This window comes from Arthrobacter sp. NPDC093128 (assembly GCF_040683875.1).
GTDB lineage: Bacteria > Actinomycetota > Actinomycetes > Actinomycetales > Micrococcaceae > Arthrobacter.
Genome location: NZ_JBFBEY010000033.1, coordinates 34,224 through 47,037 on the forward strand (window position 1 = coordinate 34,224; position 12,814 = coordinate 47,037).

At 65.9% G+C, this 12,814-nt stretch carries 15 protein-coding genes and 1 rRNA gene; 12 read left to right on the forward strand and 4 right to left on the reverse strand.

The genetic code is table 11. From position 1 onward, the window contains the following. Nucleotides 1-8 precede the first annotated feature (8 nt). The 6 genes from AB0N24_RS25010 to AB0N24_RS25035 all read left to right on the forward strand — a co-directional run bounded on the left by AB0N24_RS25010 (nucleotide 9) and on the right by AB0N24_RS25035 (nucleotide 6,404). The gene (locus AB0N24_RS25010) at nucleotides 9-1,076 is read left to right on the forward strand and encodes an iron-siderophore ABC transporter substrate-binding protein (protein ID WP_364130544.1); all 1,068 of its coding nucleotides are present in this window, start codon (nucleotides 9-11) and stop codon (nucleotides 1,074-1,076) included. A 10-nt stretch (nucleotides 1,077-1,086) separates the two neighbouring features. Further along, a complete protein-coding gene (locus AB0N24_RS25015; protein WP_364130547.1) occupies nucleotides 1,087-2,223 on the forward strand; it encodes an iron chelate uptake ABC transporter family permease subunit in 1,137 nt (378 codons plus the stop codon). A gap of 125 nt (nucleotides 2,224-2,348) precedes the next feature. Continuing rightward, complete coding sequence (locus tag AB0N24_RS25020) at nucleotides 2,349-3,389, forward strand: iron chelate uptake ABC transporter family permease subunit (RefSeq protein ID WP_364130572.1); 1,041 nt, start codon at nucleotides 2,349-2,351, stop codon at nucleotides 3,387-3,389. 1 nt (nucleotide 3,390) lies between these two features. Then, a complete protein-coding gene (locus AB0N24_RS25025) occupies nucleotides 3,391-4,221 on the forward strand; it encodes an ABC transporter ATP-binding protein (protein WP_104176013.1) in 831 nt (276 codons plus the stop codon). A gap of 119 nt (nucleotides 4,222-4,340) precedes the next feature. Beyond that, a complete protein-coding gene (locus AB0N24_RS25030) occupies nucleotides 4,341-5,348 on the forward strand; it encodes a siderophore-interacting protein (RefSeq protein WP_364130575.1) in 1,008 nt (335 codons plus the stop codon). Between the two features lie 204 nt (nucleotides 5,349-5,552). Beyond that, on the forward strand, nucleotides 5,553-6,404 hold the full coding sequence (locus tag AB0N24_RS25035) for an SGNH/GDSL hydrolase family protein (protein ID WP_364130550.1): 852 nt from the start codon (nucleotides 5,553-5,555) through the stop codon (nucleotides 6,402-6,404). Here the strand turns inward: AB0N24_RS25035 and AB0N24_RS25040 are convergent. After that, nucleotides 6,401-6,688, reverse strand: coding sequence for a YciI family protein (locus tag AB0N24_RS25040; protein ID WP_364130553.1), 288 nt, complete (start codon nucleotides 6,686-6,688; stop codon nucleotides 6,401-6,403). The two genes, AB0N24_RS25035 and AB0N24_RS25040, sit on opposite strands and share 4 nt — an antisense overlap. Nucleotides 6,689-6,726: 38 nt before the next feature. On the opposite strand from AB0N24_RS25040, the gene AB0N24_RS25045 reads away from it, so the two are divergent. After that, complete coding sequence (locus AB0N24_RS25045) at nucleotides 6,727-7,206, forward strand: MarR family transcriptional regulator (RefSeq protein WP_104176016.1); 480 nt, start codon at nucleotides 6,727-6,729, stop codon at nucleotides 7,204-7,206. A gap of 67 nt (nucleotides 7,207-7,273) precedes the next feature. After that, nucleotides 7,274-8,035 carry an SGNH/GDSL hydrolase family protein gene (locus AB0N24_RS25050; protein ID WP_364130556.1) on the forward strand — a complete coding sequence of 254 codons (762 nt, stop codon included), beginning with the start codon at nucleotides 7,274-7,276 and terminating at the stop codon, nucleotides 8,033-8,035. 24 nt (nucleotides 8,036-8,059) lie between these two features. On the opposite strand, the gene AB0N24_RS25055 is transcribed toward AB0N24_RS25050, so the two are convergent. The 3 genes from AB0N24_RS25055 to AB0N24_RS25065 all read right to left on the reverse strand — a co-directional run bounded on the left by AB0N24_RS25055 (nucleotide 8,060) and on the right by AB0N24_RS25065 (nucleotide 10,810). Then, a complete protein-coding gene (locus tag AB0N24_RS25055; RefSeq protein WP_364130559.1) occupies nucleotides 8,060-8,848 on the reverse strand; it encodes an FAD:protein FMN transferase in 789 nt (262 codons plus the stop codon). Between the two features lie 76 nt (nucleotides 8,849-8,924). After that, the gene (locus tag AB0N24_RS25060) at nucleotides 8,925-9,368 is read right to left on the reverse strand and encodes an FMN-binding protein (RefSeq protein WP_364130562.1); all 444 of its coding nucleotides are present in this window, start codon (nucleotides 9,366-9,368) and stop codon (nucleotides 8,925-8,927) included. Beyond that, a complete protein-coding gene (locus tag AB0N24_RS25065; protein WP_364130564.1) occupies nucleotides 9,365-10,810 on the reverse strand; it encodes a ferredoxin reductase family protein in 1,446 nt (481 codons plus the stop codon). The genes AB0N24_RS25060 and AB0N24_RS25065 overlap by 4 nt, the downstream gene beginning before the upstream one ends. A 478-nt stretch (nucleotides 10,811-11,288) precedes the next feature. Between AB0N24_RS25065 and rpmB the strand changes: the two genes are divergently transcribed. The 4 genes from rpmB to AB0N24_RS25085 all read left to right on the forward strand — a co-directional run. Next, nucleotides 11,289-11,525 (forward strand): 50S ribosomal protein L28, encoded by a 237-nt coding sequence (gene rpmB, locus AB0N24_RS25070; protein WP_011693744.1) that lies wholly within the window; start codon nucleotides 11,289-11,291, stop codon nucleotides 11,523-11,525. Continuing rightward, nucleotides 11,525-11,692: a 50S ribosomal protein L33 gene (gene rpmG / locus AB0N24_RS25075; RefSeq protein WP_011693743.1), complete on the forward strand. Its 168-nt coding sequence runs from the start codon at nucleotides 11,525-11,527 to the stop codon at nucleotides 11,690-11,692. The genes rpmB and rpmG overlap by 1 nt, the downstream gene beginning before the upstream one ends. A 5-nt stretch (nucleotides 11,693-11,697) precedes the next feature. After that, complete coding sequence (gene rpsN / locus AB0N24_RS25080; RefSeq protein ID WP_011693742.1) at nucleotides 11,698-12,003, forward strand: 30S ribosomal protein S14; 306 nt, start codon at nucleotides 11,698-11,700, stop codon at nucleotides 12,001-12,003. A 739-nt stretch (nucleotides 12,004-12,742) separates the two neighbouring features. Beyond that, nucleotides 12,743-12,814 (forward strand): 16S ribosomal RNA (locus AB0N24_RS25085); the annotation flags it as partial.

The window sequence follows — 12,814 nt, forward strand, 5'->3', positions numbered from 1 at the left end:
GGAGTCCCGTGGCTACCCTTCTCCCACGCCGCGCCCTGCTGAAGACCGCAGGCAGCGCGACGGCCGCCCTGGCCGCCGTCGCCCTTTCACTTACCGGCTGCTCCACTGGGCCCGCCACCACCGCTCCGGCGTCGTCCGCCGCCGCCTCGGCTGCTTTCCCCGTCACCATCAAGCACGTCTTCGGCGAGACCACCATCAAGTCCCAGCCCCAGCGCGTGGTCACGGTTTCCTGGGTCAACGACGACGTTGCCCTGGCCCTGGGCGTTGTTCCCGTAGGCGTCCCCAAGAACGAATGGGGCGGCAACGACAAGGGATCCACGCCGTGGAAGGATGCCAAGCTGGAAGAGCTGGGCGCCGGCTTCGGCACCGAGAAGGCTCCGGTCCAGTTCTCCGAGGCTGACGGGATCAACTTCACAGAGATCGCCAAGCTCAACCCGGACGTCATCCTGGGCGCCTACTCCGGGCTGACGGAGGAGGACTACAAAAAGCTCAGCGAAATCGCACCGGTCGTGGCCCATCCCGAGATCGCCTACGGCACCTCCTGGCAGGACTCCACGAACATCATCGGCAAGGCCCTGGGCAAGGAAGCCGAGGCCAGCAAGCTGGTCTCCGACACCGAAGCCACTATCAAGGACAAGGTCTCCAAATACCCGCAGCTGGCCGACAAGAGCTTCATCTACGGCAACCTGGAACCGGCCAAGAGCGACGGTGTCAACGTCTACACCGCCAACGACAACCGCCCCCGCTTCCTGAGTGAAATCGGCATGAAGCTGGCCCCCGTCGTTGAAGACAACTCGAAGGGCTCCAAGGAGTTCTTCATCCCGTGGTCCGCTGAGAAGGCGAACGAACTCGAATCAGACATCTTTGTCACCTGGGTTCCGGATGCCGCCACCACTGATTCCATCAAGGCAGACCCCCTGCTGGGCCAGATCCCGGCCATCAAGAGCGGCGCCCTGGTCGCGGACTCGGACAACACGCTCACGCTGTCCATCTCGGCCTCCTCGCCGCTGAGCCTGCCGTGGTCGCTGGACACGTTCCTGCCGCAGCTGGCTAAGGCCGCGGACGCAGTAAAGTAACAGCCTTTCCATGACGAAAAGTACGACGACGGCGGCCGCCGGCAGTGCGCCCGGCGCACCCCCGGCTCCCGGCACCACGCGCGAACGGGCAGTTGAGGCGCTCAAAGCGCCTGAACAGGGGCCGCAACTGCCCGTTCGCGCCGGGAAAAGCGCAGCAGGCAAGCAAACCGCCTGGCTGCTGGCCGCCGTCGTCGTACTTGTTGTCGTTTCCGCAGTGTCGCTGGCCGTCGGTGCCCGCGGGCTTCCCCTCGGAACCGTGTGGCAGGCGCTCACGCAGTTTGATCCCGCCAACGGTGATCACGCCGTGGTCCACGCGCGCATCCCGCGCACGGTCCTGGGCCTGCTCGCCGGCGGGGCCCTCGGCCTGGCCGGCGCCGCCATGCAGGGTGTGGCCCGCAACCCGCTGGCGGACCCCGGCATCATGGGGGTCAACGCCGGAGCCGCGCTGGCAGTGGTCACCGGCATTTACGTCTTTGGAATCTCTTCCCTGACCGGCTACATCTGGTTCGCATTCATCGGCGCCGCGGCCGCTGCCGCCGTCGTCTACCTGGTAGCTTCGCTGGGCCGGGACGGTGCGACGCCGGTGAAGCTCGCCCTTGCGGGCGCCGCCCTGAGCGCGGGACTCTACTCGCTCATGAACGTCATCCTGGTTTCGAGCCAGGACACCCTGGACCGGTTCCGGTTCTGGCAGGTGGGCGGAATCGCCGGGCGCGACTGGTCAGTGGTGCTGCCCGGCGTGCCGTTCCTTATTCTTGGTGCAGGCATTGTGCTGGCCACCGGCCGGATCCTGAACAGCCTGGCCCTGGGTGACGACATCGCCCGCGGCCTGGGACAGCGGGTGGGACTGGTCCGCGGTGTCACCGCCCTGGGCATCGTCCTGCTGTGCGGAGCCGCCACCGCCCTCGCCGGACCCATCGGCTTCGTGGGTCTCGTCATCCCGCACGCCGTCCGATTCCTGACCGGGCCCGACTACCGCTGGATCCTGCCCTTTTCCCTTGTCCTGGCCCCGGTGCTCCTGCTGTCCGCCGACATCCTGGGCCGCGTGATCCTCCTGCCCGGCGAAGTCCCGGCGGGCATCATGACTGCCCTCGTGGGCGCCCCCGTCTTCGTGTGGCTGGTCCGCCGCGGGAAGGGGGCCGGGCTGTGAGCAAGTCAGACCTCGCCTCCCTTGGGCGCGAACTGGGCGAAAACGCACCCGGCGCGGGGCGCGAACGGGCAGATAATGGCCTCAAAACCGCGGAAACAGGGCCTTACCTGCCCGTTCGCGCCGGCATGCTGAGCCGCACCGTCCTGAACCGGACCGCCATCCTGGCGTTCGCCGTCGTGGTCCTTTTCGCCGTAAGTGTGCTGCTGGGCAGCTACACCGTGACGATCCCCGACTTCTTCAAGATCCTGCTCGCCCACCTCACCGGCGGCCAGAAAATCCCCGGCGCCAGCTTCATCGTGATGGAAAACAAGCTCCCCCGGGCGGTGATCGGCACCATGATCGGTGCCGCGTTCGGCCTCGCCGGCGGCCTCTTCCAGACCATGCTCCGCAATCCGCTGGCCAGCCCGGATGTCATCGGCATCAGCTACGGGGCCAGCGCCGCCGCCGTCACGGCAATCGTGGTTTTCGGCGCGTCCGGCGCCGTGGTTTCCGGCGCTGCCCTCGCCGGCGCCCTGGGTGTTGCCGCGCTCATCTATGGCATCTCGCGGGGCGGATCCCTGGGGACGGGCGGCGGGAACAGCGGCAACGCGGCCGGCAGCCGGCTGATCCTGGCGGGCGTGGGCATCGCCGCCGCGCTCCACGCCGTGGTCAGCTTCCTTATGACCCGGGCGGACATCCGCACGGCCGCCGACGCCCTGGTGTGGCTCAACGGCTCCCTCAACTCCGCCAGCTGGGACCGTGCCGGAGTCCTCAGCCTGGCCCTGCTGGTCCTTGTCCCTGCCGTGGCTGCCCTGTCCGGCCCCCTGCGCATCCTGGAGCTCGGCGATGACGCTGCTGCCGGGCTCGGCATCCGGGTCGGCTTTACCCGGCTGGCCGTGGTGGTCGTCGCCGTGGCCCTCGCGGCAGTGGCGACGGCGGCAGCCGGCCCGGTCGCGTTCGTCGCCTTCCTGGCCGGACCCATCGCCCGCCGCTTCACCGCAAAAGCCAGCCTCCCGGCGTCGGCCTTCGTCGGAGCGCTGATCGTGCTGGTCGCGGACTACTTCGCCGCGAATATCGCCCCCGTGCTGCTGGACGGCACCGTCCTGCCGGTAGGTGTCATCACCGGCGCACTCGGCGCCCCGTTCCTGCTGTGGCTGTTGGTCACTTCCAACCGAAAGGATGCCTGAGATGGCTGTTCTACGCGCCACGGACCTCACCCTTAAATATGCCCAGCGCACCGTGGTTGAAGGGCTGCACGCGGAGATCCCCGAAGGCAAAGTGACCATGATCGTGGGCGCCAACGCGTGCGGCAAGTCCACGCTGCTCCGCGGACTGTCCCGGTTGCTGAAGCCGGCGGCCGGCGTCGTGACACTGGACGGCAAGGACATCCACGCCCGCTCCGCCCGCGACGTAGCCCGGACCCTGGGCCTCCTGCCCCAGCATCCCACCGCCCCGGACGGCATCACCGTCCGCGACCTGGTGGGACGCGGGCGCTACCCGCACCAGGGCTTCTTCCGCAGCTGGTCAGCGGACGACGACGCCGCCGTGCAGCGCGCGCTCGAGGCCACCGAAACGCTGGAACTCGCCGGGCGCAACGTGGACGAACTGTCCGGCGGCCAGCGCCAGCGGGTCTGGATCGCGATGGCACTGGCCCAGGAGACCGACGTGCTGCTCCTGGACGAACCCACCACCTACCTGGACCTCGCCCACCAGGTGGAAGTACTGGACCTGATCACGGACCTCAACCGCAAGCGGGGCACCACCGTGGCCATCGTGCTGCACGACCTGAACCTCGCGGCGCGCTACGCGGACCACGTGATCGCCATGAAGGGCGGCAGGATCGTGGCCGAGGGCGCCTCCACCGACGTGGTCACCGAGGACCTGGTCCGGGACGTGTTCGGCCTGGACTCGCGGGTGCTTCCCGACCCCATTTCCGGCACACCGCTGATCATTCCGCTCGGCCGGCACCACACTGATTTCCCAAAAGCCGAAACCACAACCCTGGAGTTGGTCCTATGAGGGCAGTTAACAGCAATGCAACCGACAGCAAAGCAGTAGACATCAGCCAGGCACGGGCGCGCCGTGCAAACGGGACCCGCGCGAATTCGGCGGTCAGGGACCAGCCTGCCACCGAACCCATGACCCTGGCGTTCGACGTAACGGTCTCCGCCGTTCAGGAACTCAGCCCCAACTTCCGCCGCATCACCTTGGGCGGGTACTCCCTGCGGGACTTCGGCGTCCACGGCGGAACCCTGGACCTTCGCGTCAAGCTCATGATCCCGTCCCTTGCCGAGGACGGCACGCAGCTGCCGCTTCCGGTTTTCCAGATGGAGCAGTCCGGCTGGTACCGGGAATGGCTGGCCATGGATCCCGCGACCCGCGGTTCCATGCGCACCTACACCGTGCGCCAGGAACGGCTCGACGCAGTCTATCCCGAGATCGACGTGGACTTCGTGATGCACTTCGACTCCGCGGGCAACGGCGGTCCCGCGGCAAACTGGGCCCTGAACGCCAAGCCCGGCGACGCCCTCACCCTCATCGGACCCAACAACCGGGCCGCGCACTGCGTCACGGCCGAGATCTACTCCGGCATCGAATGGCGGCCGGGCCTGGCACAGCGCGTGCTGCTCGCAGGTGACGAAACCGCTGTTCCCGCCATCAGCGCCATCCTGGAAAGCCTCCCGGCCTACATGAGCGGGCACGCGTTCCTTGAGGTCCCCGAGGCCGGCGACTTCCTGGACCTGAAGTCGGACGCCGACGTCGAGATCACCTGGCTTGCACGCGGCGCCTCCATCGGGCGCTCACGTCCGCACGGCGAACTCCTGCAGGAAGCCGTCCGCGCCGCTGTTCCCGAGCCGGGCTGGGTTGGCATCAAGTCAGCCTCCGGCGGGGCCGGTCCGGAACCGGAAGACGTGGACGTGGACCAGGACATCCTCTGGGAGACGCCCGCGAGAATGGAAACCGCAGCCATCGCCGCCACGAAGAACCCCGGGATGCCCGCAGGTGCCATGCCGTTCTACGCCTGGATTGCGGGTGAGGCGGGAGTCATTAAGGACATGCGCCGGTACCTGGTGCGCGACGTCGGGATCGACCGCAAGCAGGTCGCCTTCATGGGCTACTGGCGTCAGGGCAAAGCCGAGCTTTAAGCCCTTTGCCGGTTCGGTTCGCCGTCGGCCCCGCTTTGCCGTCGCTTAGACACCTCCCGCCGCTTCCCTCGGCCGCGGGCGGCCTTAGTGCGCTCTGGTCGGCGATGCGCTCCATGCAAAGCAGCGCCGCCGGCTGCGCCGTCTCTCACCTTGGGTTCACCTCCCCTTTCCCTGCTGGTTTTGTTAAGTGGGTAGGGTGCCGGGGTGGGTTCATTTCCTTTGCTTCCGGACCGGGAAGGGCGACGGCGGTTTGTTGCCTTGGGGGATTCGTTCACCGAGGGCGTGGGGGACCGCAGCAAGCGGCTGCCCAATGGCGTGCGCGGCTGGGCTGACCGGGTCGCGGAGAAGCTGGCCAAGGCCGAACCGGGGTGGCAGTACGCGAACCTTGCCATCCGCAGCAAGAGGCTTCGCCACATCATCGACGAGCAGCTGGAGCCGGCGCTGGCGATGGAGCCCACCCTGGTGACCCTGTATGCCGGCGGCAACGACATCCTCGACTTCGGAACCGATGTGGATGCGCTCATGGCCGACTATGAAACCCTGGTGTCCCGGCTCGCCGCCACGGGTGCCACGGTGGTGCTGTTCACAGGTTTCGACGTCAAGGTGTCCGCTGTCCTGGAGCCCCTGAAGAAGCGCAACATGGCCTACAACCGGCGGGTCCGGGAAATCGCGGCCAAATACGACGCCGTGCTGGTGGATTACTGGTGCTTCGATGCGTTCCATGACCGGCGGATGTGGGATTCGGACCGCTTGCACATGTCCAAGGCAGGCCACAAATACCTTGCCGCCCAGGTCCTGGACCATCTGGGCGTGCCGCACAAGATCAGTCCCCTGGAGTGGGAGCCGCCGGCCAGGCTGAGCCTGCGGGAGTGGGAACAGCTGCAGCGGCGCTGGGTGCACGACTGGGTGTTGCCGCTCTTTGGCCGCAAGCTGCGCGGCGTCACCCTCGGGGACAGCCTCAGCCCGCGCTGGCCGGAACCGGTGAAGGTGCCGCGGAAGGGCGGACTGAAGAAACTGACGGCAAAGTCGCCGGCAGCGGCACCGAAGAAGAGCTAGATATCGAGCAGGTTCTCGTAGCCCGGCGCCACCCTGCCGGCGTGGAATTCCTCGACGTCGAACTCCGCCACCCCGTTCGTGTAGAAGGGGTCCTCGACCAGCGACGCATCCAGGCTGGCACGGTCCGCATTGGACAGCAGCAGGGCACCGGTGCGGGGGATTTTCCGGCCGGCGACGATGAAGATGCCCTGGTCGAAGGCGTCCTGCAGCCACTCGACGTGCGCCTTCAGATGGAAATCGACGATCTCTTCGGGAACCTTGTAGGTCAGGGAGACTACGTACATGCGGTCAGCCTACCGGTTCCGCAATCTAGGATGTATCCATGACCGAACCGCGCTGGCTCAACGCCGACGAACGCCGTGCCTGGCTGGCCCAGCTCAGCATTAATACCTTGTTACCGGCAGCGCTGGACACGAAGCTCCACGCGGCGGGCAAGCTTTCGCTCTTCGACTACAACGTGCTCGCCATGCTCTCCGAAGCGGAAGGCCGCTTCCTGCCCATGAGCGAACTCGCCGCCCGCACCAGCGCCTCGCTGTCGCGCTTGTCGCATGTGGTCACCAAGCTGCAGAACCGCGGCTGGGTGGAGCGCCAGCCGCATCCGCGCGACGCACGCGTCACCACCGCCCACCTGACCGACGCCGGAATGGCCACCATCGTGGAACTAGCGCCCGGCCATGTGGAAGCCGTCCGTTCCCTGTTCCTCGACGCCCTGTCCGAACGCGATGTTGCTGACCTGGCCCGCATTGGCGAGAAGATCGTGGGCCGCCTGGACTCTGATCACTGGATCCTGCGCGAGTCCTGACTTTCCTGCGCCGGAGCCCCGGCCGTCCCGCTTTGTTGCTCCCGGCAACAGGTGGCAGACTATCGATATGGAATTTGCCGCCCGTTACGTAGCCCTTGGAGATTCGTTCACCGAAGGCCTCGGCGACGACGATCCGGACCGGCCCAACGGCGTGCGCGGCTGGGCGGACCGGGTGGCGGAGCAACTCGGCGCCGCTGACCCTTCCTTCGGCTATGCCAACCTGGCCATCCGAGGGAGGAAACTCCGGCAGATCATGGCGGAGCAGGTGGACGCCGCCGTCGAACTTAAACCCACGCTGGTGAGCATTTACGCCGGGGCCAACGACATCCTTCGGCCCAAGGTCGACATCGATGACCTTTTGGTGGAGTACGACGCCGGCATCCGCAAGTTGAGTGCCACCGGCGCCACCGTGGTGATGTTCACGGGCTTTGACTCACGGGGTTCCAAGGTCTTCAGCACCACCCGGGGCCGCACCGCCATCTACAACGAACTGGTGCGCGGCATCGCAGGAGACCACGGCGCGCTGCTGGTGGACTACTGGCGTTTCAGCGAGTACTACGACTGGGGCATGTGGGCCAAGGACCGGATGCACATGTCCCCGGCCGGCCACGCCAACATGGCGAAAAGGGTCCTGACTGTCCTTGAACATGACCACTCCATCGAAGTGCCGCCGATGACACCCGTGCCCGAGCTCAGCCGGGCAGAAGCCATCCGTGCGAATGCGCGCTGGGTGCGGGAATTCGCCGCGCCGTGGGTGGTCCGCCGGATCACGGGCAAGTCCTCCGGCGACGGCCTCCAGCCGCGGTACGGCCAGCTCACCAGGATCTAGCCTCCGCCGGACACCGCTGTGCACCTAGCGCCGGAACCCGGGCGTCGCGAGCAGTTCGCCGCCGGCGCGCACGGCCAGCACCTCAATGTCCCACCCGTCCGTGGCGCGGTCCAGCATCGGCAGCCCGCCGGCCACGATCGCCGTCGCCAGCACGTCGGCCGTGACGATGTCCACCGCAGCCACTGATACTTGGCGGAACACCGGCGCCGCCGCCCCTGTACGGACCCGGCTGCCCGCTCCCGCGGCCCAGATGTGGTCACCCCGTTCAGCTGAGCCGGATGTTGCCAGCGCCAGTTTCGCACCGGCATGGCCGCCCAGCGGATAGCCTGCAATCAGGGTGCGGCGGTCCTCCGGATCCACAATCCCGGCACGCCACGGCTCCCTGCTCCCGGGGTCCGCGCCGTGGGGCCCTACGTTCGAGGGCGCCGGTGATCCGCTGACCAGCACGTCGCCGCCGGCGTTCAGGCACCAGTCGCGCAGGCCCAGCGCCAACAGGGATGTTCCGGCCTCCTGGATGGCATGTCCCTTGACGATTCCGGAAAGATCCAGGACGCCGTCGGGCCGCTCGGGACTGAACGCGCCTTCGGTCACCAGCCTCCAGCCGACCGCGTCGGCATAGAGCCGGCGCATGTCTTCCGAGGTGTCGGGCAATTTGATCTCTGCCCGCGCCAGCCTGCTCACCGCCGATTCGGGACGGTACAGGCTGAACGTCTCGTCCAGGCCCGCAAAGAGCCGTTCGACGACGGCGGTGGCGGCCACCAGCTCATCCTCACCCGAGGCTGAGGGCAGGGTCAGGCTGATGACCGTTCCCATGCAGTTGAATGTCCTCGCCTGCAGCGTGCGCCGGTCTGGCTTTGACGCCGTCCCCTGTGGTGCGGCTCCCAGGTGATTAGAGGTTCGCTGCATCGATGGCCGCCTGGAGGGAGCTCAGGTAGGCGTCGCTGGTCACGGTGGCGCCTCCGATCGTCTGCACGTCGGCTGACTGGGCAGCGAGCACTTCAGCCCTGAGGAGGGGTGCTGCCCGGTTGCTGATCTGGATGGACTTGCGGTCGTCGTCGGTCAGTTGCAGGGCCTCGACGTCGGTAATGGACCCTGACTTCACGGTGATCTGCACCTGGACGGCGCCGAATCTGGTCTGCACCACACTGCCCGCGTATGTTCCGCCGGCCTTCGCCGCGGCCCCGGTTGTGGGCTCGGCGGCCGTGCCCGCTGTCCCTGCGGATGTGCTGGCCGCGGCGCCCCCGGTGTCCTCCACATAGGTTCCCGACTGCCAGCCGGCCAGGAGGATCCCGGCCGAGGCAAGTGCTGCGGATACTGCTGCCCGTAATCTCACCAGTCAAACCTTTCGTAATGGAGCTGGTCTTCTTTGACACCCGCGGCGCGGGCATCCATGAGCACGTTCCGTGCCCATGCTGCCGGCCCGCAGACGTAGACGTCCGCGTCCGCGATGCCGGGCACGTAATCCGTTAGCCGGTGGCCGGCGTCGGTGGCATGATCAGGAAGCCAGCTGTCAGCGTGCCGGCCCGAGCGGGCACCGGTGAGGTGGAACAGGGTGGCGCCTCGGCGCCGGGCAAGGTCCAGGATTTCGTCGCCGAGGTAGAGTTCCTGCTCGCTGCGGCCCCGGAGGATCACGGTCGCCTGCCCCGGTGTGAACGGCGTCGACTCAAGCAGCGCGCGCAGCGGTGTGATGCCGATGCCGGCGCCGATCATCACCACGTTGTCCCGGCTCCGGGCCGCCGTACTGAAGATTCCGTAGGGCCCCTCCAATGCCACCTTGGTTCCGGGCTTCAGCCCGGCGAGTTGGGCCGATCCCTTGCCGAGGTTCCGGACGGTGATCCTGAGCAGGCCGCGCCCCGCAGCATCGAACTGGAGCGGTTCGGCGGAGAGGCTGAACGGATGTGGATGCCACCACAGGCCGCGGGCCAGGAACCGCCAGATGAAGAACCTGCCCCCGGTTCCGGCCAGTTCGTTGAGGTTTAGCCCGTGCATCTCAATGCTGACCACACCGGGCGCCACCGTCACCACACGGCTGACCGTGAGCTGGTGCCGGAACGTTGCAATGACGGGTTCCAGGACACGGTAATGAAGCAGGGCCGCACCTGTCGCAAAGCACGCAGCCAGCCAGTACCAGCGCTGCCACGTCCCTTCAGCGAACAGCCCGCCCACGCTGAACTGGTGGGGAAGGGAGGTTGCGACGGCGGCATACGTCAGCAGGTGCACCGCGTACCAGAACTCGTAGGGAAACCGACGGCGGACTGCCACGAGGGATGTGATCACGACGGCGATGAACAGCGCCATGGAGATATAGGCAAGGCACATATCCGGCACCAGTACCCACAGGGACACGGCTTCGCTTACGGGATCCAGCCCTTCGGCCATCCCGTAGCCGAAGGCGATCAGGACTCCGTGCGCCAGCAGGAGGTAGAGTGACGGTTTGCCGAGCTTCCGGTGGAAGTCCAGGGCGCGGTCATGGCCAACGGTCTGGTTAATGAACGGAATCCGTGCCGCCAGCAGCAGCATCAGCAGGACCAGGTCCATGCCGGCCAGCCCGGCCACAATGCCCAAGGCTGTGAATGATCCGGCGAGCGTCGAGAATACTGTTGCTCCGCCGTCGGCCAGCCACAACGCCACCGCAGCAGCCACGGACGCCCAGGCAACAGTTACCAGCAGGTCGGCGTGAAACAGCCGACGGCGGTGCCTGGCTTCGATAGTGCCGCGGGCAGCATCTGCGGCCCGGGAATCGGCGGCCAACGCCGGCAGGAGCTCTGTGTTCATGCCTCAAGACTCCGGCGGCACCCTTTCATTCTGCTGTGAAAAGACTGCGGCGCCGATGTGACTTCGGCACGTGAGGGCGGCGGCCTTATACACCCGCGGGCGGCATTGACGGCTACCCGATTGGCCTTTAATTAGTCAAGCTCGTAGACTTGGTAGGCGCTAGGTGGCGCGGAGCGTGTGCAATTGCTCCGGTTGGCGGGATTTGTCCTCAATGATGGCAGTCCTCAAGGCCGGTAGTTAGGGGCTCAAGTTGCGTGCACTCCTGTATTCGCCCAGCATCCCGGTACTTCGCAGTGGATTCCTCTGCCAGGTACTCGTGGCCAATCATCTTCGCCGCAGTGCGGAAAACAGCCGGCTTTCGCCGGATGTCCACGCCTGCGGAACACCGGAGATGTGAACGCTGGATGCGGACGCCCCCTGTCGCACGGTACGCGGAACGCTGCGGACCGTTTCATTTATTTTCATGAGGAGAGTCGTCATGGCAGCACACTGCCAGGTGACCGGAGCCGAGCCGGGCTTTGGACACAGCATTTCGCACTCGCACCGCCGCAACAAGCGCCGGTTCGACCCGAACATCCAGAAGAAGCGCTACTGGGTTCCGTCCCTGCGCCGTAATGTCACCCTGCAGGTCTCTGCACGTGGCATCAAGACCATCGACGTGCGTGGCATCGACGTAGTCGTAGCCGCCATCCTGGCACGAGGAGTGAAGCTCTAATGGCTAAGGACAAGGACGTACGTCCGATCATCAAGCTCAAGTCGACCGCTGGCACGGGTTACACCTACGTCACGCGCAAGAACCGTCGTAACGACCCGGACCGCATGGTTCTGAAGAAGTACGACCCCCGCATCCGTAAGCACGTCGAATTCCGAGAGGAGCGCTAAGCACTATGGCTAAGAAGTCAATGATCGCTAAGAACGAACAGCGTAAAGTCATCGTCGAGCGCTATGCTGCAAAGCGCCTCGAACTGAAGAAGGCCCTGGTTGACCCCGCGTCGACCGACGAGGCACGCGAAGCTGCACGCCTCGGCCTGCAGAAGCTGCCCCGCAACGCCTCACCGGTACGTCTGCGTAACCGCGACATCATCGATGGCCGTCCCCGCGGTACCTTCCAGAAGTTCGGTATCTCCCGTGTTCGCTTCCGCGACATGGCTCACCGCGGTGAGCTCCCGGGCATCACCAAGTCTTCCTGGTAATTCAACACTGCTGCTAAGCCAGCACTGCTGATTCCAGTGGTCTAAGAAGGGCCGGCAACCTCACGGTTGCCGGCCCTTCTTGCGTTTAACCCTGGCTGGCGCTGCCGGGCAGGGGTTCCAGGACGACGCTGGTACAGGCTTCCGCCGCCAGGTTCCCGCGCCGGGTCCCGGCGCGGTGACACAGCCCACAGAAACCAAGAACGACGCCGACGCGGCGGAAAGTGCCTCCGATGCCTGTTTTGGCCCGGATTGGCGGGGGCTGGCACCCATACCGGGGAGGGTTTGCGGTGGGGCCAAAGTAGGTGTATTGTTTTCTAAGTCGCCGAGAGGGGGCCGGCGAGATGCTGGTTACCGAAGGCGGCCAAACCCCCTTCTAAACAGCCTGAAAAACGGTTCGCCACTTGGCGTGCGGTGTGACGGCGGGGTTGGTCTTGATGACCGGCGGATCGCGGAAACGCTGATTTGCTTTGAGTCTTGAAACCGGGTAAGTTTGGGAAGTTGCTCCGGAGCGATCCGCGACCGAAATGTGGTTGTGGTGGTGCCGGGTGTGTCTGTTGTTTGAGAACTCAATAGTGTGCCAAGTTTGTTGATACCAATTTATTTATATGGATTGGTTGAATGGACCGGGTTGTGCCACCCCGTGGTGTGATCTGGTTGTTTTTCAGCTGGTTTCAAATTTTGTGCAGCCGTTTTCTCCCGTTTTCCCGGGGGTGGTGGTTGTGTCTGTTTTTGTTTTACTTCAACGGAGAGTTTGATCCTGGCTCAGGATGAACGCTGGCGGCGTGCTTAACACATGCAAGTCGAACGATGA

What these genes read in the sequence shown, in the direction of transcription:
- AB0N24_RS25025 (WP_104176013.1), top strand. Translation starts at nt 3,391, where the DNA reads ATGGCTGTTCTACGCGCCACGGACCTCACCCTTAAATATGCCCAGCGC.
- AB0N24_RS25020 (WP_364130572.1), top strand. Translation starts at nt 2,349, where the DNA reads ATGCTGAGCCGCACCGTCCTGAACCGGACCGCCATCCTGGCGTTCGCC.
- AB0N24_RS25030 (WP_364130575.1), top strand. Translation starts at nt 4,341, where the DNA reads ATGACCCTGGCGTTCGACGTAACGGTCTCCGCCGTTCAGGAACTCAGC.
- rpmB (WP_011693744.1), top strand. Translation starts at nt 11,289, where the DNA reads ATGGCAGCACACTGCCAGGTGACCGGAGCCGAGCCGGGCTTTGGACAC.
- rpsN (WP_011693742.1), top strand. Translation starts at nt 11,698, where the DNA reads ATGGCTAAGAAGTCAATGATCGCTAAGAACGAACAGCGTAAAGTCATC.
- AB0N24_RS25040 (WP_364130553.1), bottom strand. Translation starts at nt 6,688, where the DNA reads ATGTACGTAGTCTCCCTGACCTACAAGGTTCCCGAAGAGATCGTCGAT.
- AB0N24_RS25065 (WP_364130564.1), bottom strand. Translation starts at nt 10,810, where the DNA reads ATGAACACAGAGCTCCTGCCGGCGTTGGCCGCCGATTCCCGGGCCGCA.
- AB0N24_RS25050 (WP_364130556.1), top strand. Translation starts at nt 7,274, where the DNA reads ATGGAATTTGCCGCCCGTTACGTAGCCCTTGGAGATTCGTTCACCGAA.
- rpmG (WP_011693743.1), top strand. Translation starts at nt 11,525, where the DNA reads ATGGCTAAGGACAAGGACGTACGTCCGATCATCAAGCTCAAGTCGACC.
- AB0N24_RS25045 (WP_104176016.1), top strand. Translation starts at nt 6,727, where the DNA reads ATGACCGAACCGCGCTGGCTCAACGCCGACGAACGCCGTGCCTGGCTG.
- AB0N24_RS25055 (WP_364130559.1), bottom strand. Translation starts at nt 8,848, where the DNA reads ATGGGAACGGTCATCAGCCTGACCCTGCCCTCAGCCTCGGGTGAGGAT.
- AB0N24_RS25015 (WP_364130547.1), top strand. Translation starts at nt 1,087, where the DNA reads ATGACGAAAAGTACGACGACGGCGGCCGCCGGCAGTGCGCCCGGCGCA.